Here is an 18,653-nt window from a genome sequence, read left to right on the forward strand (position 1 = left end):
CTTCAAGATACCTTAGAGAAGCCAGAGCAAATTGATGGCATTTTAAGTTCAGGCAGAACCAGACTCAACTACTGAATCTGGTTCGTGCTATAAATAAGCTCGTCATCATATTTTTAAATTAAAGCTGTTATTTACCTAACAAACATCCAAATACCGGCAGCTATCATAAATAAGTTTTCTGTTAGAGAGATAAACCCTAGTGGTACGTTACTGTCACCGCCTACACACGCACATTTTAACTCTCGTTTATCTATATAGACTGCTTTTATCACTGAAACAGCACCAACCCCACCTATGAATAATGAAATAGGGGCAATAATATAGGCTGGTAACCCGGCTATCATTCCAATGCCAACAAATGCTTCTAAAAATGGGTAAACATAAGCGTACCTGACTACTTTCATAGCGACTAAGTCATAGGTTATAAATGAATTAGTAAAGCTAAATAAGTCTTGAAGCTTTTGTATTGCTAACACTGCCATTGTTAGGGCTACAAACAGTTCAGCGGTTTGCATTGATAATAAGCTATTATCCGATGCAAAACTAAATGCCACACTAAGCAAAAAACTAACCGAAAAAATCGCAATCACGGGCGTGTAAGTTGTACCTTCTTGGGCTGCTTGTGGCTTATTAAAGTAATCACGTAAATCGTCGTAGCCACCTATACGTTTATTATCAATAAATGCTTGAGGTGTAGTTTCTACACTGTGTTGTTTTTTAAATTCATCTGTTTGCTCTCGAGAAGTTAAAAGCTGATCATCAACTGTATATCCCTCTCGCTCTAGTAGGTCTTTTGATTTTAAACCAAACGGACAAATATGCTCATCTGTTGCCATTCTAAAAAGTTGGGCTGATTTACTCATGCTTTACTCCTTATGTTATGCGGTTTATTTATTTATTTGAATTGAAATCTGGAACAGCTCTTAATTGTGCTTGAGCATTGGTTTGTGCAATGCCGTTTTGCTCTATATCTTTTAGGAGCCATTGCATTTCTTTTATTTCTCGCTCTTGGGCTTCAATTATATTTGTAGCAAGCTTTTGAACGCGTTTATCTTTGATTTTTGCCCTGTCACTGGTGAGTATGGCAATTGAATGATGTGGGATCATCGCCGACATCCATGAGCTATCATCAACAGTCACTTGTGAGCGAACTAAAAATAAACTTCCTGCAAATACGGCAACACTAGCAATGAGTACTGTTATATTTTTCTTTTTATCTTTATACATATTGAGCATGAAAAGTAGCATTATCACTGCCATCGTGGCTCCCATATAAAGCGCCATATAAGTACGAGTTTCACTAAAATAAACATGACTAAGTTGGTAGGTGTTCAAATACATCAATACAAACATGGTTATTGTGGATGTTGCTATCATTAAAAAAAATTTTGAATAGTGTGACATTGTATTGCTCCTTAAAAGTTTTGTATTTTGTTTTTACATGTGAGTAATTTTTACACTATCAAGCTCACAAATCAGTGTTTCCTGTTGTGTAAAATGGGTATTTAATAATTAACTCAAGAATTATGCCGTTAGGCTAAAATTGCTCGCTGGATTTACTTATGTATCTGTAGGTTTCTTCATTTGAGTTGTCAGTGAGTAGTTCAATATTATATTTGTGAAATATACCCTCCATTTCCATTCCGGGAGTGCCAATAGGCATGGCTGGTACACTTAAGCCTGTAATGTGCGGAGCGTGTTGCCCAGATAAAAACTGTTTTATATGTTTAACGGGAACATGACCTTCAAATACAAATCCATCGGCTGACACGGCTGTATGGCATGAGCGCATATTAGGTTTTATTTGATACTGAGATTTAATCGACCCCATGTCATTAACGTTAATTGCTTTTGTTTGAATATTGTTTTCACTCAAATGAGCAATCCACTTATTACAACATCCACAATTTTTACTTTTATAAACGGTAAGCTCAATTTCAGGTTTTTCTGAATTTTCATAGATTATTGATGTTTTATGCTGTTTTTCGATACTCATTGCCGAAAATGACATAGTTAATGATAAAAAAAACGCTGAGGTAATGTAGATTACTCGCATTGTTAACTCCTTAATTAGACCAGTGAATATGAGTGATTTTCCAACCTTTATCGGTGTTTTTTAATGTGATTGATTCCATTCCCGTAGACTTAATATCTTTCCCTTTATACTTTCCTTGAGTTTTACTTCTTGAAATTGAGTAAGCTATGTCTCCATTTGTGTGAACTTGATGCTCTAGCAGTTCACTATCAACTGCACTTAAGAATTTCATATCCGCTATCATATGATGGTTCGCGTATACATCTGCAGAACGCTCAACAATTCCGCCTTCAAAAATGACGACATCGTCGGCCAGTAATTTACGGGCACCTTTGGCATCGCCTTGTTTTAGGGATGCATGAAATAAGCTAACTGCCTTTGCAGCTTCGCTATCAACATTAACAAAGACCCAGCCTTTTTTTGTGTGCTCTTCATGGGTGTGTGCGTTCACAGCAAAAGAACTAACAGCGCTAAAAATTAGTAGCAATAAAATTTTTAAATTAGAGGATTTAATTAACATACATTTTCCTTTTTTATTAATCGTTAAATAGGCGGACCAACAAGTGTTGTAAATACACTTGTTGTAATAAGTACAAATAGGGCAATTAATATTTCAACAGTGATCGAGCGTTTTAATATACTTATATGGTGTTGTTGAGTGATTTGCGGGACTAAAAAAAGCTTATGCCATGCACCTAGTAACAGCATCGCGCTGACGAGTAACAGCTTTAATAAAATTAGTTGCCCATAATTTGATGTAAACAATGCAGAAAATGACTCTAGGTACTGCAGGAGCAGAGTTAAGCCCGAAATAAGTAGTACAAATACAATAACAATAGCGAGTTGACCAAAGTAATGCATTAACCGCTTTACTTCACTGGTAGGTAGTAAAGTGCAGCTTTTGTAAAGCGGCCACAATGACCCTAACCAGCTCGCAATGGCAATAAGGTGAAAGGTTAAAATACTTTTCACTAACCCATTTTCATTTGCACTGTGCCCAGTAAAAGTGAAGCTATAAGCGATAAACCCAAGCATGATTAGTATAACGGCAACGTTTTTATAACCTGCTACGTTATCATCTGATTCCACACTCCACATACATGCGCTAATTAGAGCAATAATAAGCGCTGGTATTCTAAACGTTGCTTGGTCACCTATGACTGATTGCCAAACAATTTCAAGCATAAAGGGGTCAAACATTCCCATAAAGCCTGATTCAGCCATTGCTCCAGCTTCTATTGGTACTTGTAAAAGTGCAGCAATACTACCTGTAACTACACACGTAATTTGCCAACGTTTTAAGAACTGATAAAAGCTAATTAAGTGATGCCCTGCAACATTGCTGTTGCCACACATAAAGCGCATTAATAAAGTGCCCGCAAGCCCTGAAATTGCGATATAGCTTGCTAGTTTTAATAATAGTAAGAGTACTGACCATTCACTTAATTGCATTATGTTGCTACTTAATGATTATGTTTGCTGTGGGTATTAGATTGTACTTGCATCATCTTATGCGATTCACTTTTGTGTACCATAAATCTAAACGTGTCGGTCATTTTATGTCCATCACCACCCAGTGCTGTCCATTTAACCGTGTAAGTGCCTTGGACTAAGCTCGGCAATGACCAACTAAAGTCTGTGCTTGGGGTAGAGCTTGGTTTGAAATCAAAGTTTATTGATTTATTTTTTTCATCTTTGATGATGACTTTTGCTAGCCTTACTTCACCACCAAAAGTTAACGAAAGTTGCTCTGGGCTTTTCATTAACATGGCTTCTTGCGCAGGTGTTGATTGCTTGAGTGATATATGCGCTGATGCGGAAAATGTAAGTACTAAACCTAAAATAGCTACTGCAGAATTAAAAAACTTCATAATTACCTCTTATTTAAAATGATTAAAACCAAAATTTAATACCCGTAACAAATGCGGTGTTGTTGCTACTTTGTCCACTTGATGTGGCATAGTCGGCGGTATTGCCAAATTTATTGCTCCATTCAACGCCAATATAGGGCGCAAACTGGCGTGTAAATTCATAACGAACCCTAAAGCCAATCGCGCTGCTTGATAGGCCACTTCCAAGTTCGTTTTGTTTATCGTTTTTGCCATAAAGTGTAATTTCGGCTCGCGGTTGTATAATTAGCTTTTGCGTGAGTAATAGTTCGTACTCTGCCTCTAACGTAAATGCGGTATTGCCTCGCTCACCTACGTATGCTGTCATATCAAGTTCAAACCAATAAGGGGCTAAACCTTGTAAGCCAAAAGCCAACCATTGCCGATTTTCACCTTCTTTATTGTAATCAAGACGAACACCTGCTTGAGTATCCCAATATGCTGATACGGCGTGACCCCATAAAATATCGGTTTGGTTTTCTTCAATACTTCCTTCGCTGAAATCACCCTCGGTTTTAATTACCAATCGATCAAAGGTAGTGCCGTACCATGCTTGTAAGTCAAATACACCTGCGTTTGCTTGCTCGTTATATTCAAGACGATCGCCTAGTAATGCGTAAAATGGATGCTCATCAGCGAGTGTTAATCGCTCATTGCCCTCAAGCGCATATGGGCCTTCTGTTAAAGTTGTTCCCGCAGAGTAAGCATGGGGGTCTCTTGCATCTTTAGGTGCACTTCCTCCTTGTGGTTGCATCTTAGCGCTATTCATTTGTGCCATTTCACTTTGCGCTAATAAAGGGAAACTAATTAATGAAGCCCCTGTTAACATTAATAAACCTAATGATTTAGATAGTTTTAATTGTTTCATGATACGACTACCTCTCTAAACATACCGGCATCCATATGGAATAATAAATGGCAATGCCAAGCCCAGCGACCTACATCGTGAGGGGTGGTTAAAAAGCTGATTCTTTGTGCGGGTTGAACAGGTATCGTATGACGTCGCACTTGCACATCACCTTGCTCGTTTTCTAAATCACTCCACATACCATGCAAATGCATAGGGTGCGTCATCATGGTATCGTTTTGTAAAATAACTCTTAAACGTTGGTTATGCTTCATATGCACTGGCGTGCTTTTACCAAATTCTAAGCCATCAAATGACCAGCTATAACGCTCCATGTTTCCGGTTAAATGCAGCTCAATTTCAGCTTCTGGCTCTTGCTGGTTAGTGATCCCTTCAAGTGAGTGTAAATCTGCAAGTGTTAAAACACGACGACCATTTTTACGTAAACCAATACCAGGATCATCAAGATTTGTTCTAGGCATATCAACGCGCATATCAACTGAAGCTCCATACTCCGTTTTTGCATGACGCACTTTAGAGCTGGCAACCGCTAATGGGTTTTCAGACATACCATGTTTGCTATGATCCATCGCCATTGCACCGTGGCCCATAGCGCTATGATCCATTTCTTTAGAGTTCATACCTGACATGCCTGCCATACCAGCCATTGCAGAGTGCTCACCGCCGTGGGTCATATTGCCCATCATATCGGTCATCGTTAACCATTCAACAGGGTCAAGTGCAGGTACTGGCGCATCAATATTAGGCGAGCTTGATAAAGTTCCTTTTGCGTAACCAGAGCGATCCATACTTTGAGCAAAAATCGTATAGGCATCATTTTTAGGCTCAACAATTACGTCGTAGGTTTCACCAGGGCCGAATCTAAATTCATCAACTGTCACTGGTTCAACGTTTTGCCCATCTGCTTGTACAACCGTTAGTTTTAACTCGGGGATACGCACGTCAAAAAAGCTATTACTAGAGCCATTAATAAACCTTAACCTAAGCTTTTCACCGACTTTAAATAATCCACGCCAGTTTGCCATTGGAGTACTACCGTTCATTAAAAAAGTCATTGCTGATGCAGATAAATCAGCTAAATCTGTAGGATTCATTCGCATCTGATTCCACATTTTTCGGCGCTGTAGAGCATTTGAAATACTGCTGCTTGAAACGTCATCGAAAAACTCTGGGACAGTGGGTTGATTGAAATTAAATACATCACTCTGTACTTTTAATTTACGGAACAGCGCCATTGGGTCATCATCAGTCCAATCAGATAATTGAATAACATGCTCGTTATCTGCACTAATAATATCGTTTTCTCGCGGTTCAATAATTAATGCACCGTACATGCCTGTCATTTCTTGAAAGCCACTATGTGAGTGATACCAATATGTACCGCTTTGTTGCAGTTTAAATTTATAAACAAAGGTTTCGCCCGGCATAATGCCTTTAAAGCTGATACCTGGTACGCCATCCATTTGATACGGTAAAATAATGCCATGCCAATGAATTGAACTCGGTACTGATAACTTATTTGTTACTCTAATAGTAACGTCATCGCCTTCTTTGAGGCGCAAGGTAGGAGCGGGTATAGATCCATTGATAGTTGTCGCCATACGTACTACGCCAGTAAAGTTAACCGGCGATTCATCTATAACCAGATCAATTACTTCGCCGCTAAGTTCGGGCACAGTGCCTGTTATTGTTCCTGCTACTAAAGATGATGCAGCATGTAATACACTCGGAAAAGCAGCAAGTACACCTCCTGCAATTAAGCCTTGAACAAATCGTCTTCGTGGTGTGCTAACCTGTTGTGATGACTTTTTAAACCCCATTTCCTTACTCCTTCATAGCAGAATATGTATTGAGTATAGAAAATAGACCTGTCTTCAACATGACGCGAACATTACAAAGTTGTAATCTTGGTGTCATGTTGCTGTAGTGACAGATACTGCATAATATTTGCAGAGGTAGTTGTTAGGACTTTAATGAAGGAATTGTATGCGCTTATTAGTTGTTGAAGATGAAGCAAAAACGGGAGATTATTTAAAACAGGGACTAAGTGAAGCTGGTTTTCAGGTTTCTTTGGCGCGCAATGGTCTTGACGGTCATCACCTAGCAATGACCGAATTATTTGATGTAATAATACTTGATGTCATGTTACCTGACGTATCCGGTTGGAAAATTTTACAGTCGCTACGTGAAGCAGATAACAAAACCCCAGTACTATTTTTATCTGCTCGCGATAGCATAGACGATAGAGTAAAGGGGCTCGAACTTGGTGCTGATGACTATTTAATAAAGCCTTTTGCTTTTGCTGAAGTTTTAGCAAGAGTACGCACTCTTATTCGCCGTGGTGCAGTACAAACAGTTGACGATATACTGATCGTTGCTGATTTAGAAATGGATATTCCAAAGCGAAAAATACAACGTGCAGGCAAGCGTATTTTATTGAGTAATAAAGAGTTTAGCTTACTTGAACTATTGTTACGGCGCGAAGGTGAAGTACTGCCACGTTCGTTAATTGCTTCTCAAGTATGGGATATGAATTTTGATAGCGACACCAATGTGATTGATGTTGCCATTCGTAGGCTAAGAGCAAAAGTTGATGATGACTTTACTATTAAATTAATTCATACAGTTCGCGGTATGGGCTATAAATTAGAGGTTGAAACTGATGGCTATTAAGTCACGGCCTTTATCACTTACGATGCGTGTTGTGTTGTTTGTGGCTGTAACCGTTATTGCGTGCTTAACTTTAGTTGCCACCTTAATAAATAGTTCGATAAAACATCATTTTTTCCAGCAAGATAGTAGTGAACTGCATGTTATTAATCAATCTATTGAATTAGTTTTAAGACAACACTATAAATCAAACCTGAAATTTAAAAATGAATTATCTAACGCTGTAGCGGGTCATCACGGTGTTTACTATCAGGTAAATACCGCAAAAGGAGATCTCATTTTTCAAAGCTCTGAACGAGATTTTAGTGATTTTGTAATGAGTGCTAAGGCTTCAACTGGCTTTAACCGTAACAACATTACCTCATGGCAAAATGATACCCACACCTACCGAGCTCTGGTGAGTAATTTAAGTACTGAGCAACAGCAATACAAAATTACTACAGCGATAGACATGAGCTTTCATTTACACTTTCTCAATCAATTTCAACAAAGCCTTTGGGCCATTATGTTTGGCTCAGCGGTACTCATTTCATTGGTGGCTTGGTTTGCTGTACATCAAGGATTAAACCCTTTACGAGGTTTAAGTCAGAAAATACACGATATCCAAACTAATAAAATGGATGTAAGGCTCGATGAAAATAAAGTGCCTATTGAGCTTGTTAATATGGTGCAGTCGTTTAACTCAATGCTCGACAGGCTCCAGGGTGAATTTATTCGCTTATCAAATTTTTCTAGTGATATTGCTCATGAACTACGAACTCCACTAACGAATATAATTACTCAAACACAGGTTGGATTATCTAAAAAAAGGCAGTTGGAAGAGTATCAAGAATTATTATTTTCTAACTTAGAAGAACTCGAGCGATTAACGAAAATGGTTAGTGATATGCTTTGGCTCGCCAAAACTCAAAACGGGCTAATTAAACCAGTTCAAAACACTCTAAAAAGCCATGATGAAATTGAAGTGTTATTTGAGTATTTTGACGCTTTGGCTGAAGACTCATTGATTGCATTTAATAAAAAAGGTCAAAACCTTTGTTTTTATTGTGACAAATTACACTTTCGTCAATTATTATCAAACTTACTATCCAATGCAATTAGGTACGCTCCAAAAGGCTCATCAATCACTGTAAACAGTGAAATGACCACCGCTGAAAAAATATGCATTTCAGTGATTAATACAGGGGAGAGAATACCTTCTGAGCATTTACCTTATTTATTTGACCGCTTTTATCGACCTGATAAGTCGCGGCAACGACACAGTGACGGAGCAGGTTTAGGGCTTGCAATAGTTAAAGCTCTAGCGCAAGCAAACGGTGGAGATATAGAGGTCAGTTCAAATAATCAAACTACCAGCTTTAAAGTTTATTTAAATTTAGTTAAAAGCTAATTATTAAAACCAATAACTCAATGTTTGCTTGTAGCTCTTTGGCGAAGTTCAGCTAAGTGCCAGTTGCAGACGTTCGATAATGAGATTCATGAGCCAAAATTTGCTCTTATTCTCTCTTAGGGATTTTCTAATTAATTAGCTTTCACGCGTTGTTTACGGCATCTGCAACTTTTTCTGCAATTTCATATACCGTATTAGTTGCTGAATTAAGAGCAAACTTATCCACAAGCGTAGGACTCAACTTCATAATCTCATCTTTACTAATATTATGCCAAATAGGAAGAATGACTTTTTCACCCTCCATCTCTTTTGCGACTAATCCATTTAGTTCATATTGTGTCCAGTTTTTTTCGAAAAAACTTTTAGATAAAATAATTAAACCAAACCTAGATTGAGAAAGGCCTTTATCAATGGACTTCCTTAAACTATCACCAATTCTTAGTGCGTATTCATCATACCAAACTGAAACTCCCTGTTTTATGAGCTCATCTGCTAATGATTTCACAAAATCAGCTTTATCTTCAGAGGCGTGTGAAATAAATAAGTCGCTTGCTTTACCATCTTGCTTAGTTAAATCCTTAGCAAAACTGATCGGCATATTTTTTAATTGAGACAATATGTTTCCCTGAATTTTTAATTCTTCATTTAATGATTGATTAAGTGCAATATTCTTTCTTTTTTGAACTTTACCACCAAATTTTTCTTTATTTCGCTCAGCTAACTTTCTGGTTTTTTGAGCTATTTTTGACTTAACTTGTCGTCTAGCTTTAATAACAGACTTTTCTTTACTTTTTAAGGCCTTCCTTAATTTATGTATATCGTCATAAGGATCTGCATTTTTTAATTTTTTTACTGCCCACTCGAACTCTATCTCTCTAGTAATTACATTTTGTTCAAGTTTTCGTATTTCTGCATCTAGAAAGTTAACACCTTTATATTTGGGATGTTTCAAATTTATTCCTTAAATGCTTAACATTTCTTAGTGTTCGAAGGGCACATCTGAGCGGATGTAAAGCTCGCCTTTATAATCTATATAGTTTTAACAAATAACTTTAGATATTACTATCACAGTTTTCCATTGTATTTAACCAACCTCAATGGCCGGTAATCGCTCTTTTGAGGCATTCGCCTCAACACGTTTTGGGGCAGAAACGAGTTACGCTTTAATGCCCGCTCATGGCACTTAGGCGAACTTCGGCAAAGAGCGAGAAGCAGACGGTCGATCAGACTCATTTTTGGACAAAAGCTCGTCAGAGTAAATAACCTAGAACCCCGCTTTCAGATAACTTCTCGTATCTCAAAACGTCAAAGACCACCGTTGTCAGCGGTGGTCGGTTTGCGCGGAACTGGACAGTTTCGAGCATGGTCGATTTTGGGAGTGAATTATTTTTTGCTGCAATACTGTATATTAATCCACGAAACACCATCACGAAACGATTTGTGCCACTTTCTTCCTGAGCAGTTCCCGAAAAGCAATAACAGCGGGGCTAACCTGCTCTCTGCTTGGACAGATTAGATTTAACTCAACAGGTGGTGATTCAAAGCCTGGTAAAAGCCGTACAAGTTGCCCACTCCGAAGTTCTGAATGGACATCTATCTGGGAGCGATACGCTATCCCTTTACCACTAACAGCCCATTTACGAACAATGTCAGTATCATTGCTGACTCGATTGCTATCCACTTTGACTTTGTATGAGCCAGAATGACCAGCGTATTCCCAACTGTTCAATAAACGACCAGCTCGACGGTGCAATAAGCAATTATGCTCCTTTAAGCTGTTAGGATGCGTTAGCTCACCATGTTTAGATATATAGGATGGAGAGGCGCAGGTGATCCTGCTCACGGTGGCGATATGAAATGAAACCATCGATGAGTCTTCTAGCTTCCCATAACGAAGTGCCATATCAACTTGGTCGAGAAAAAAATCTGAAATTGAATCGCCAACCGTAAGGTCAATCGACAATAAAGGGTGTTCATCCAGTAACTCTTCTACCCAGTGTAAAAGAGTATTGCGCCCTAAGTCAGATGAAACGGACAACCTTAGCTTACCACTCACCTTACCTTGTGTCTGATGTGCAGCTATACGACCTTGCTCCAAACTGGCTAATGCTTGGCGACAATGAAACAGAAATTGTTCGCCTTGAGGTGTGATCCTTAATTGCCTTGTGGTTCTGATAAGTAGCTGTATATCCAACTTTTTTTCCAGTCTTTTAAGCGCAGAGCTGACTGCCGCAGGAGTGACACTCAGTTGTTTTGCGGTTTCCGTTATGCTGCCTGTTTCCACTATTCGTATGAATAGATTGAGATCTGATGTATTCATTATTAAATAATATTTAAAAGTGTTTGAACTATTGCTATCTTTTTAGTTTAGTAAAAATCGGGGACAATGTCTCTACCGTTATTAATTAACACCGTACATAAGTATTGGTGCCCCGAGAGGTAGATATGACCCAGCCATTACACACCGCGAACTTACTTGATCCTCCTTTAGAGCTCCCTTGTGGCGCAGTCATCAAAAACCGTCTAATAAAGTCAGCAATGTCTGACTCACTCGCTGACGGTGAAGGGAACCCTACTGAAGCTCAGTCTCGACTCTATGAACGATGGGCAGAGGGTGGTATTGGGTTATCCGTCATTGGTGAAGTGCAGGTAGATCCCAGGTTCCCTGAAAAACCAGGAAACCTGGTATTAACTAATCAATCCAACCTAAAAGATTTACAAATGTTAACCTCCCGCGCATCGATTAATGATGCCCACATATGGCCTCAGTTAGGTCATGCAGGAGGACTGGCTTACAAACTACTTAGCCAGCCCAAAGGTCCATCACCTCTTAAGATAAGTGAATTTGAATGTGCAGGTATGTCAGAGAAAGAAGTATCTTTATTGCCAGATGTGTATGCCAGAGCTGCGAAGATTGCTAAAAAAACAGGGTTCACAGGTGTTCAGATACATGCAGGTCATGGTTTTCTGCTTAGCCAATTTCTGTCTCCGCTATTCAATCACCGCAAAGACCAATATGGCGGTTCAATACAAGCACGTAGCAGAATCGTTATAGAGATAATAGAGAAAGTCCGAGATGCGGTGGGGGGGACTTTTCCTATTGGCATCAAGATGAACTCTTCTGATCAACTAGAAGGAGGATTATCTCAAGACGACGCTCTAGAAGTTATTCGCATCCTTAATAAAACGTCTATCGACTTGATTGAGATAAGCGGCGGTTCTTATTTTCCTGGAGCAAAATCCAGCTCTGACAGTGCTTCAAGCGGCCCGTACTTCATTGACTTTGCAATAAAGGCTAAAAGCTTAACAAGTATTCCTTTAGTAGTGACTGGCGGTTTTAAAAAACGGGAGCAGGTAATAGATGCCTTATCTATAAATGCAGCGGACTCCATTGGTCTTGGACGAGCATTGATACTCAGACCCGATTTGCCAAATGAATGGATAGATGGAGAAGGTGTTACTCCTCGCTTTCCAAAGTTTAAGTCACCACCTCAGGGGGGAATTACAGCCTGGTACACAATGCTTCTCACGGCGATAGCTAATGACAACGAAAGAGAGTTCAACTTAGAACTATTACCAGCGATTCAGGCCTATGAAAATCGTGACAAAGCGCGTGTTATGAGATGGCAGGCTAAGTATCAATTATAACCCAACACCTACACACCAAAAAACGCATCGTTATGCGTTTTTTGGGATCGCAATATCTGAAGTGCAATTTGCGTATCTATGGGAGATTCCGAGCACAGCCCCTCAATCGCCACCCATGAGGAAAAGTACTTCGATGTCAGTGGCTCGATCTGCCACCGAGTAATCAAACTAACGCAGAAAGGGGCAGAAACGAGTTATACCGGAATGGCTGCAATTGGCACAAACCGGAAATAGCTTCCAATTAACTCCGTATTTAAATTTTAGGTTTTAGCTGGGCTCTAATTAATAAATCATAATCTATTTGCAACACCTCGCTTAAATTCAAACTATTCTGAAGTTAACGCAAATTTTCAATTTAATTGGTGCTGGCCGAATAAAGGCTCATATGAGAATCAAATCGCCAGCTTCTTAAATAGAAACTAAAGATGTGACCGTTAAAAGGTTTATGCTAATTAAAAAATAACTACTCTTAACTATGACTCAGTTTTCTCTTTATAGTCACACAAATCCTCAATTATACAACTTCCACATTTTGGTTTTCTCGCTGTACACGTATAGCGCCCATGTAAAATAAACCAATGATGGAGGTTAAACATAAATTCTTTCTTATTTGGCGTATTTTTAATTATAGCCTGTTCAGTCTGCTCAACAGTCTTACCCTTAGCGTAACCAGTACGGTTTGCAAGACGTTGGATGTGAGTATCTACTGCTAAAAAGTATCTACCTTCATTATCTTTTAGCCAGCCAAAGGCTGTGTTGAGTACAACATTAGCGGTTTTACGGCCAACGCCTGGTAGGGCTTCTAGGGCTTCACGATTTTCTGGCACGATGCTGTTATGTTCATCCACCAAAATTTGGCACATTTTGTACACGTTGGCAGCTTTAGAATTAAATAAGCCGATGGTTTTTATATAATCACGCAGTGTATCGTGACCTAAGTCTAAAATGGCTTGTGGCGTATTGGCAACAGGGAACAACTTTCGAGTGGCTTTATTAACGCCTACATCGGTTGCTTGCGCTGAGAGGGTTACCGCTACTAGTAACTCAAATGGGCTTGAATATTCAAGCTCTGTAACTGGATGTGGGTTATCGTCGCGTAGGCGCGACAGTATTTGGTGACGTTTGTCTTTATTCATGCAACTTAAAACGTATTAGTGCTAATTGTTGCTCTAATACGTTTTCCCCTTAAGTTAAGCTAGTAACACGTGCTCGAGGGCCTTTTTCAGCCTCTGGCGGTGCAACTTGTTTTGATTTTATTTGTGCGTCAATTACGTTTTTTGCAGCAATAAGCAGCCCAAGCCCTAAAAAGGCACCCGGTGGTAAAATTGCGAGTAAAAATTGGTTATCAAAGTTAAATACTTCTATGCGCAAGCTCTGTGCCCATGGGCCAAGTAATAAGTCGGCACCGTCAAACAGCGTACCTTGGCCGATTAGTTCGCGCATAGTACCTAATACTAACAGTACAGCCATAAAGCCTAAGCCCATCATTAAGCCGTCAAATGCTGATAAATGAACAGGATTTTTAGAGGCGTATGCTTCGGCGCGGCCAATAATGGCGCAGTTAGTTACAATCAACGGGATAAAAATCCCTAATGATTGATATAAACCAAAGGTATAAGCGTTCATGAGTAATTGAACTATTGTTACAAAGCCCGCGATGATCATTACAAATACAGGTATACGAATATCTTTTGGCACCCAGTTACGCACAATTGATACGGTAACATTTGAGCCTATTAGTACGAGTAAAGTTGCTAAGCCTAAACCTAAGGCATTTGTTACAGTTGAGGTAACGGCAAGCAGTGGACATAAACCTAAAAGCTGCACAAGGGCAGGGTTATTTACCCATACACCTTCTTTGTATAATGTTTTTAACTCACTCATTTAGCTACCTCCATACATTCGGCATTAGGTGCTGCAAAAATATCATCAAAATTAGTTTGTGCGAACAATACGGCATTTTTAACAGAGCCCACAACAGCACGTGGCGTTATGGTCGCGCCTGTAAATTGATCAAACTGGCCGCCATCTTTTTTTACAGCCCAGCGAGCGTCTTCTTCGCCTTCAACCGTTAAGCTTTTGAATGTTGTGATCCAAAGTGATTTTTTAACTTCGACTTTGTCACCTAAACCAGGGGTTTCTTCGTGTTTAGTCGTACGAACGCCAGCAATAGTGCCATCGCTCAATACCGCTGTTAATAAGTTAATATCGCCACTGTAGCCGTTTGGCGTAACATGCCTAATAACAACAGCGACTGGTTTATTGTTTTTACGAGCACGGTAAATTACTTGATTTGCGTGTGGGCCTAGTTTTTCGTCAGTAATAATTACGCAATCTTGTGATAATTGATTGTCGTACGATTTTGGGTCGAGCACTTCTTGTAACTGCGCAGTGAGTTGCAGTTGTTCTTGCTCTGCAATTTTATCGGCAGTAAGCGCATTGATAGAGGCAACTAAGCCCGTCGTAGCTAATGCAAACGCAGTTAAAATAGCACCATTTTTAGCCATTGACGAAATGATCATTTTACTGCTCCATGGCCATAAGTACGTGGCTGTGTGTAGTAGTCTATTAGTGGCACTGCAATATTAATCAATAATACGCTAAATGCGATGGCATCAGGAAAACCACCAAAGGTACGAATTAAATAAATTAGTAAGCCAATTAGTGCGCCATATATTAAGCGCCCTTTGTTAGTTGTTGCTGCAGATACCGGATCGGTCGCTATAAAAAAGGCCCCCATCATAGTGGCACCACTTAATAAGTGAAATAGGGTGCCCGGCTCTGTACCAGGTGATGCGATATAACCAATAGCACTACATACAGCTAAAGTTACGATAAAACTAACAGGAATATGCCAGTTAATTATTTTTGCTTTTAGTAAGTATAAACCACCCACTAAATAGCCTAAATTAACCCATGCCCAACCAAGGCCAGCCCATTCGTTAAATATTGGCTTTTGCATGCTCTCGGTAACGGTTAAACCGTGGGCTATGTCTGTTTTAACAGTATCTAGTGGTGTTGCCATTGTTAGGCCATCAACCCCTGCGCGTACTTGATCTAGGCTAAACCCAGAGGCCGTAAAATCGGTAAATATTAACCTTAGCTGATCAGCAAAGCCTATTGGCGTATTTATTAAATCAGTAACAGGCAACCATGCGGTCATTTGCACCGGAAACGAAACTAATAGCAGTACATAAGCCGCCATTGCTGGATTGAATAAGTTAAACCCAAGGCCGCCATAAAGCTGTTTAACTATAACAATAGAAAATAAACAGCCAATAACGATTATCCACCAAGGCGCAAGTGGTGGAATACTCAATGCCAATAACACGGCAGTAAGCCACGCACTGCCATCACTTAATGCAGGCCAAACAGGGCGCTTTCGTATTAGCATTATTGCAGCTTCAAATACGCTTACAGCAACAAGCGCTAGTACCAGTTGAATAAGCACACCTGTTCCAAAAAAGAAAACTTGAGCAATTAGCCCAGGAATACACGCAGCAATAACGCTAAGCATTAATCGCGTTAACGATTTATGGCTGTGATTATGCGGCGAACTGGCCATGGTTAATTTCATGACTGATTATTTCCTTCTTTTTGTAACTTTTTAGCTTTTGCTCTCGCAATTGCAGCAGCCACGGCGGCTTTTTTCTTATCGTCGACTGATTTAGGTTTATCTGCTTCAGTAGAATTGGATGAGTCATCGGTGTTACTTTCTGCACTCTTAGGTGCTGCGCTATCAACTTGTAGCTCTTGGGGCTGAGTTTGTTCGGTATCTTCTAGTGCTTTAGCTGCTTTTTTAGCTTTAGCGCGGGCAATAGCCGCCGCTACCGCTGCTTTTTTGTCATCAGCAGGCGTATCGCTTTGTGGTTCTTCACTTGTGGTTTGCTCGGCTTCTTCTAATGCTTTAGCCGCTTTTTTAGCTTTAGCACGAGCAATGGCCGCCGCTACCGCTGCTTTTTTATCATCAACAGGGGCACCACTTTGTGGCTCTTCACTCACGGTTTGCTCAGCTTCTTCTAATGCTTTAGCCGCTTTTTTAGCTTTTGCACGCGCAATGGCCGCCGCTACGGCTGCTTTTTTATCATCAACAGGGGCATCACTTTGTGGCTCTTCACTTGTTGCTTGTTCAGCGTTATCTAATGCTTGTGCTGCTTTTTTAGCTTTAGCACGCGCAATGGCCGCCGCTACGGCTGCCTTTTTGTCATCAACAGGGGCATCACTTTGTGGCACTTCACTTGCTGTTTGTTCAGCGTTATCTAATGCTTGTGCTGCCTTTTTGGCTTTAGCGCGAGCAATGGCTGCAGCTACCGCTGATTTTTTGTCATCAACGGGGGCATCAGTTTGTGGCTCTTCACTCACTGTTTGCTCAGCGTTATCTAATACTTGTGCTGCTTTTTTAGCTTTAGCTCGAGCAATGGCTGCAGCTACTGCTGATTTTTTATCATCAACGGGTGTAGTCTCGGCCGATTCATCTGTTTGCGATTTTTGCTCTTTATATTTACGCGCTTGTTCTTTACGTAGTGCGCGCTCTTTTGCTACTTCGCTGTTATCTGGCTCTAGTTCTTCGCCTTGTTGCTTTTTAGCTTTAGCGCGTGCAATAGCGGCAGCAACAGCAGATTTTTCATCGCCGTTATCTGATTTATTTTTAACACGGGCTAGTGCCTCAGCTACTTTTTGTTTTTCGTCAGCAGACTTAGCAGCAGGTTTGCGTTTATGGCGGTTTTGGCGTTCTTCTTGCTCACGCTCTAAACGTTCTTTTCGGGCATCAAAACGCTCTTTTGCTCTGTCGGCTTTAATTTTGTCAGCTTGTTGTTCTTTAATTTCAACTTTGGCTATACGGTAGTACTGTACAAGAGGGATTTCGCTTGGGCACACGTATGCACAAGCACCACATTCAATACAATCAAATAAATTGTGCTCTTGTAGTTTGTCGTACTCTTTTGATTTAGCAAACCACTGCAATTGTTGTGGCAATAAAGAAGCAGGGCAGGCATCGGCACAGGCGCTACAACGTATACAGGCTTTTTCAGGGCCGGGTTCCGCTAGCTCTTTATGATCAGGCGCTAAAATACAGTTAGTGGTTTTAACTATGCCAATACGTACTGTGGGTAGCGTAAAGCCCATCATTGGGCCGCCCATCACAACACTTTGCTGCGGTACAGGAGAGAAACCTTGGCAATCTAGTAAATGCTTTATTTCAGTACCAAGCAGTGCCCATACATTTCCAGGTTTATGAATAGTGTTACCTGTTACCGTAACTATACGCTCAATTAGCGGTTTGCCTTCATAAACGGCTTGTTGTACGGCAAACAAAGTACCCGTGTTATGCACTAAAATACCAATATCGGCTGGAATACCAATGCTAGGAACTTCACGGTTAGTAAGTAATTTAATTAATTGCTTTTCACCGCCAGATGGATAAATAGTTGGCACCGTTTGAATAATAATTTTTGAGTTATGCTCAGCTGCTTGCTTCATTGCTGCAATAGCTTCAGGCTTGTTATCTTCTATACCCACAATGCACAGTGTTGGGTTTAAAAGTTGCTGCATTATTTCAATGCCTTGGATAACTTCTTTAGCGTGTTCGCGCATTAAAACGTCATCGGCAGTAATATAAGGTTCGCACTCAACAGCATTTACAATCAAAAATTCGATAGGTTGCTTGGTATCTGCTTTTACATAAGTAGGAAAACCAGCACCACCCATACCGCTAATACCGGCTTGGTGAATAATATTTATAAGCTCATCATGGCTAAGCTCAGCAGGATTTTTATTTTTATTTAGAGCTACCCATTCGTCTTTGCCGTCTGGTTCAATAATAACACTTAGTTCAGGCAGGGCCGATGGATGTGCTGATGGCATAGGTGCAATATCAGTAACCACACCAGAGCTTGGCGCATGCACAGGTACCGACCAGTTAGCAGCAGGTGCTGTAAGTGGTTGGCCTTTTAAGACGTGTTGGCCTTTTTCTACAAGTAACTTACCGTTTGCGCCTATATGTTGCTTAAGCGCAACAATGAGTTTGTCGGGCAAAGGTAGGCGAGTGATACTCGCACTATTAGAGAGTGATTTTTGCTGTGGTGGGTGTATGCCGCCAGGAAATGCCCACACCGTGCCTTTTTTTATTTGTTCAAGTAACTTGTCCACTCA

General features: G+C 40.2%; 18 protein-coding genes. 3 read left to right on the plus strand and 15 right to left on the minus strand.

Annotation, left to right across the window (positions count from 1 at the left end; translation table 11 throughout):
- Positions 1–131 precede the first annotated feature (131 nt).
- From H5160_RS08275 to H5160_RS08310, 8 genes are all read right to left on the minus strand, one after another.
- A complete protein-coding gene (locus tag H5160_RS08275) occupies positions 132–863 on the minus strand; it encodes a MauE/DoxX family redox-associated membrane protein (RefSeq protein WP_002963060.1) in 732 nt (243 codons plus the stop codon).
- A gap of 28 nt (positions 864–891) precedes the next feature.
- The gene (locus H5160_RS08280; protein ID WP_010388415.1) at positions 892–1,404 is read right to left on the minus strand and encodes a DUF305 domain-containing protein; all 513 of its coding nucleotides are present in this window, start codon (positions 1,402–1,404) and stop codon (positions 892–894) included.
- Between the two features lie 133 nt (positions 1,405–1,537).
- A complete protein-coding gene (locus H5160_RS08285; RefSeq protein ID WP_002963058.1) occupies positions 1,538–2,056 on the minus strand; it encodes a DUF411 domain-containing protein in 519 nt (172 codons plus the stop codon).
- 10 nt (positions 2,057–2,066) lie between these two features.
- On the minus strand, positions 2,067–2,555 hold the full coding sequence (locus H5160_RS08290) for a DUF4440 domain-containing protein (protein WP_002963057.1): 489 nt from the start codon (positions 2,553–2,555) through the stop codon (positions 2,067–2,069).
- A 23-nt stretch (positions 2,556–2,578) separates the two neighbouring features.
- Positions 2,579–3,487, minus strand: a complete 909-nt coding sequence (locus tag H5160_RS08295) for a copper resistance D family protein (protein WP_010388414.1) — start codon at positions 3,485–3,487, stop codon at positions 2,579–2,581.
- A gap of 11 nt (positions 3,488–3,498) precedes the next feature.
- Positions 3,499–3,906: a copper resistance CopC family protein gene (locus tag H5160_RS08300; protein WP_010388411.1), complete on the minus strand. Its 408-nt coding sequence runs from the start codon at positions 3,904–3,906 to the stop codon at positions 3,499–3,501.
- 22 nt (positions 3,907–3,928) lie between these two features.
- Complete coding sequence (locus H5160_RS08305) at positions 3,929–4,792, minus strand: copper resistance protein B (protein WP_002963237.1); 864 nt, start codon at positions 4,790–4,792, stop codon at positions 3,929–3,931.
- A complete protein-coding gene (locus tag H5160_RS08310) occupies positions 4,789–6,612 on the minus strand; it encodes a copper resistance system multicopper oxidase (RefSeq protein WP_010388409.1) in 1,824 nt (607 codons plus the stop codon). The genes H5160_RS08305 and H5160_RS08310 overlap by 4 nt, the downstream gene beginning before the upstream one ends.
- 166 nt (positions 6,613–6,778) lie before the next feature.
- Between H5160_RS08310 and H5160_RS08315 the strand changes: the two genes are divergently transcribed.
- Positions 6,779–7,465, plus strand: coding sequence for a heavy metal response regulator transcription factor (locus H5160_RS08315; RefSeq protein ID WP_010388408.1), 687 nt, complete (start codon positions 6,779–6,781; stop codon positions 7,463–7,465).
- On the plus strand, positions 7,455–8,852 hold the full coding sequence (locus tag H5160_RS08320; RefSeq protein ID WP_010388405.1) for a heavy metal sensor histidine kinase: 1,398 nt from the start codon (positions 7,455–7,457) through the stop codon (positions 8,850–8,852). The genes H5160_RS08315 and H5160_RS08320 overlap by 11 nt, the downstream gene beginning before the upstream one ends.
- A 142-nt stretch (positions 8,853–8,994) precedes the next feature.
- On the opposite strand, the gene H5160_RS08325 is transcribed toward H5160_RS08320, so the two are convergent.
- Positions 8,995–9,804 carry a toll/interleukin-1 receptor domain-containing protein gene (locus tag H5160_RS08325; RefSeq protein ID WP_002962239.1) on the minus strand — a complete coding sequence of 270 codons (810 nt, stop codon included), beginning with the start codon at positions 9,802–9,804 and terminating at the stop codon, positions 8,995–8,997.
- Between the two features lie 474 nt (positions 9,805–10,278).
- A complete protein-coding gene (locus H5160_RS08330; protein WP_182737206.1) occupies positions 10,279–11,172 on the minus strand; it encodes a LysR family transcriptional regulator in 894 nt (297 codons plus the stop codon).
- A gap of 125 nt (positions 11,173–11,297) precedes the next feature.
- Between H5160_RS08330 and H5160_RS08335 the strand changes: the two genes are divergently transcribed.
- Complete coding sequence (locus H5160_RS08335) at positions 11,298–12,500, plus strand: NADH:flavin oxidoreductase/NADH oxidase family protein (RefSeq protein WP_076924199.1); 1,203 nt, start codon at positions 11,298–11,300, stop codon at positions 12,498–12,500.
- A gap of 473 nt (positions 12,501–12,973) precedes the next feature.
- Here H5160_RS08335 and nth read toward each other — a convergent pair whose 3' ends face one another.
- From nth to rsxC, 5 genes are read right to left on the minus strand one after another with little or no spacing between them, the layout of a single operon-like run.
- A complete protein-coding gene (gene nth / locus H5160_RS08340) occupies positions 12,974–13,636 on the minus strand; it encodes an endonuclease III (protein ID WP_182737207.1) in 663 nt (220 codons plus the stop codon).
- 49 nt (positions 13,637–13,685) lie between these two features.
- On the minus strand, positions 13,686–14,384 hold the full coding sequence (locus H5160_RS08345; RefSeq protein WP_002962263.1) for an electron transport complex subunit E: 699 nt from the start codon (positions 14,382–14,384) through the stop codon (positions 13,686–13,688).
- Positions 14,381–15,022: an electron transport complex subunit RsxG gene (gene rsxG / locus H5160_RS08350; RefSeq protein ID WP_002962266.1), complete on the minus strand. Its 642-nt coding sequence runs from the start codon at positions 15,020–15,022 to the stop codon at positions 14,381–14,383. The genes H5160_RS08345 and rsxG overlap by 4 nt, the downstream gene beginning before the upstream one ends.
- Complete coding sequence (rsxD, locus tag H5160_RS08355) at positions 15,019–16,077, minus strand: electron transport complex subunit RsxD (RefSeq protein ID WP_154903409.1); 1,059 nt, start codon at positions 16,075–16,077, stop codon at positions 15,019–15,021. Before rsxD ends, rsxG begins: the two co-directional genes overlap by 4 nt.
- Positions 16,074–18,650 (minus strand): electron transport complex subunit RsxC, encoded by a 2,577-nt coding sequence (gene rsxC / locus H5160_RS08360; protein ID WP_182737208.1) that lies wholly within the window; start codon positions 18,648–18,650, stop codon positions 16,074–16,076. The genes rsxD and rsxC overlap by 4 nt, the downstream gene beginning before the upstream one ends.
- Positions 18,651–18,653 lie beyond the last annotated feature (3 nt).

This window comes from Pseudoalteromonas sp. SG43-4 (assembly GCF_014164325.1).
Lineage (GTDB): Bacteria > Pseudomonadota > Gammaproteobacteria > Enterobacterales > Alteromonadaceae > Pseudoalteromonas > Pseudoalteromonas distincta.

Coding starts and splice junctions, on each gene's coding strand:
- H5160_RS08330 (WP_182737206.1), bottom strand. CDS start 11,172: ATGAATACATCAGATCTCAATCTATTCATACGAATAGTGGAAACAGGC.
- H5160_RS08345 (WP_002962263.1), bottom strand. CDS start 14,384: ATGAGTGAGTTAAAAACATTATACAAAGAAGGTGTATGGGTAAATAAC.
- H5160_RS08335 (WP_076924199.1), top strand. CDS start 11,298: ATGACCCAGCCATTACACACCGCGAACTTACTTGATCCTCCTTTAGAG.
- H5160_RS08285 (WP_002963058.1), bottom strand. CDS start 2,056: ATGCGAGTAATCTACATTACCTCAGCGTTTTTTTTATCATTAACTATG.
- H5160_RS08320 (WP_010388405.1), top strand. CDS start 7,455: ATGGCTATTAAGTCACGGCCTTTATCACTTACGATGCGTGTTGTGTTG.
- H5160_RS08300 (WP_010388411.1), bottom strand. CDS start 3,906: ATGAAGTTTTTTAATTCTGCAGTAGCTATTTTAGGTTTAGTACTTACA.
- H5160_RS08295 (WP_010388414.1), bottom strand. CDS start 3,487: ATGCAATTAAGTGAATGGTCAGTACTCTTACTATTATTAAAACTAGCA.
- nth (WP_182737207.1), bottom strand. CDS start 13,636: ATGAATAAAGACAAACGTCACCAAATACTGTCGCGCCTACGCGACGAT.
- H5160_RS08290 (WP_002963057.1), bottom strand. CDS start 2,555: ATGTTAATTAAATCCTCTAATTTAAAAATTTTATTGCTACTAATTTTT.
- rsxD (WP_154903409.1), bottom strand. CDS start 16,077: ATGAAATTAACCATGGCCAGTTCGCCGCATAATCACAGCCATAAATCG.
- H5160_RS08310 (WP_010388409.1), bottom strand. CDS start 6,612: ATGGGGTTTAAAAAGTCATCACAACAGGTTAGCACACCACGAAGACGA.
- H5160_RS08280 (WP_010388415.1), bottom strand. CDS start 1,404: ATGTCACACTATTCAAAATTTTTTTTAATGATAGCAACATCCACAATA.
- H5160_RS08305 (WP_002963237.1), bottom strand. CDS start 4,792: ATGAAACAATTAAAACTATCTAAATCATTAGGTTTATTAATGTTAACA.
- rsxG (WP_002962266.1), bottom strand. CDS start 15,022: ATGATCATTTCGTCAATGGCTAAAAATGGTGCTATTTTAACTGCGTTT.
- H5160_RS08275 (WP_002963060.1), bottom strand. CDS start 863: ATGAGTAAATCAGCCCAACTTTTTAGAATGGCAACAGATGAGCATATT.
- H5160_RS08315 (WP_010388408.1), top strand. CDS start 6,779: ATGCGCTTATTAGTTGTTGAAGATGAAGCAAAAACGGGAGATTATTTA.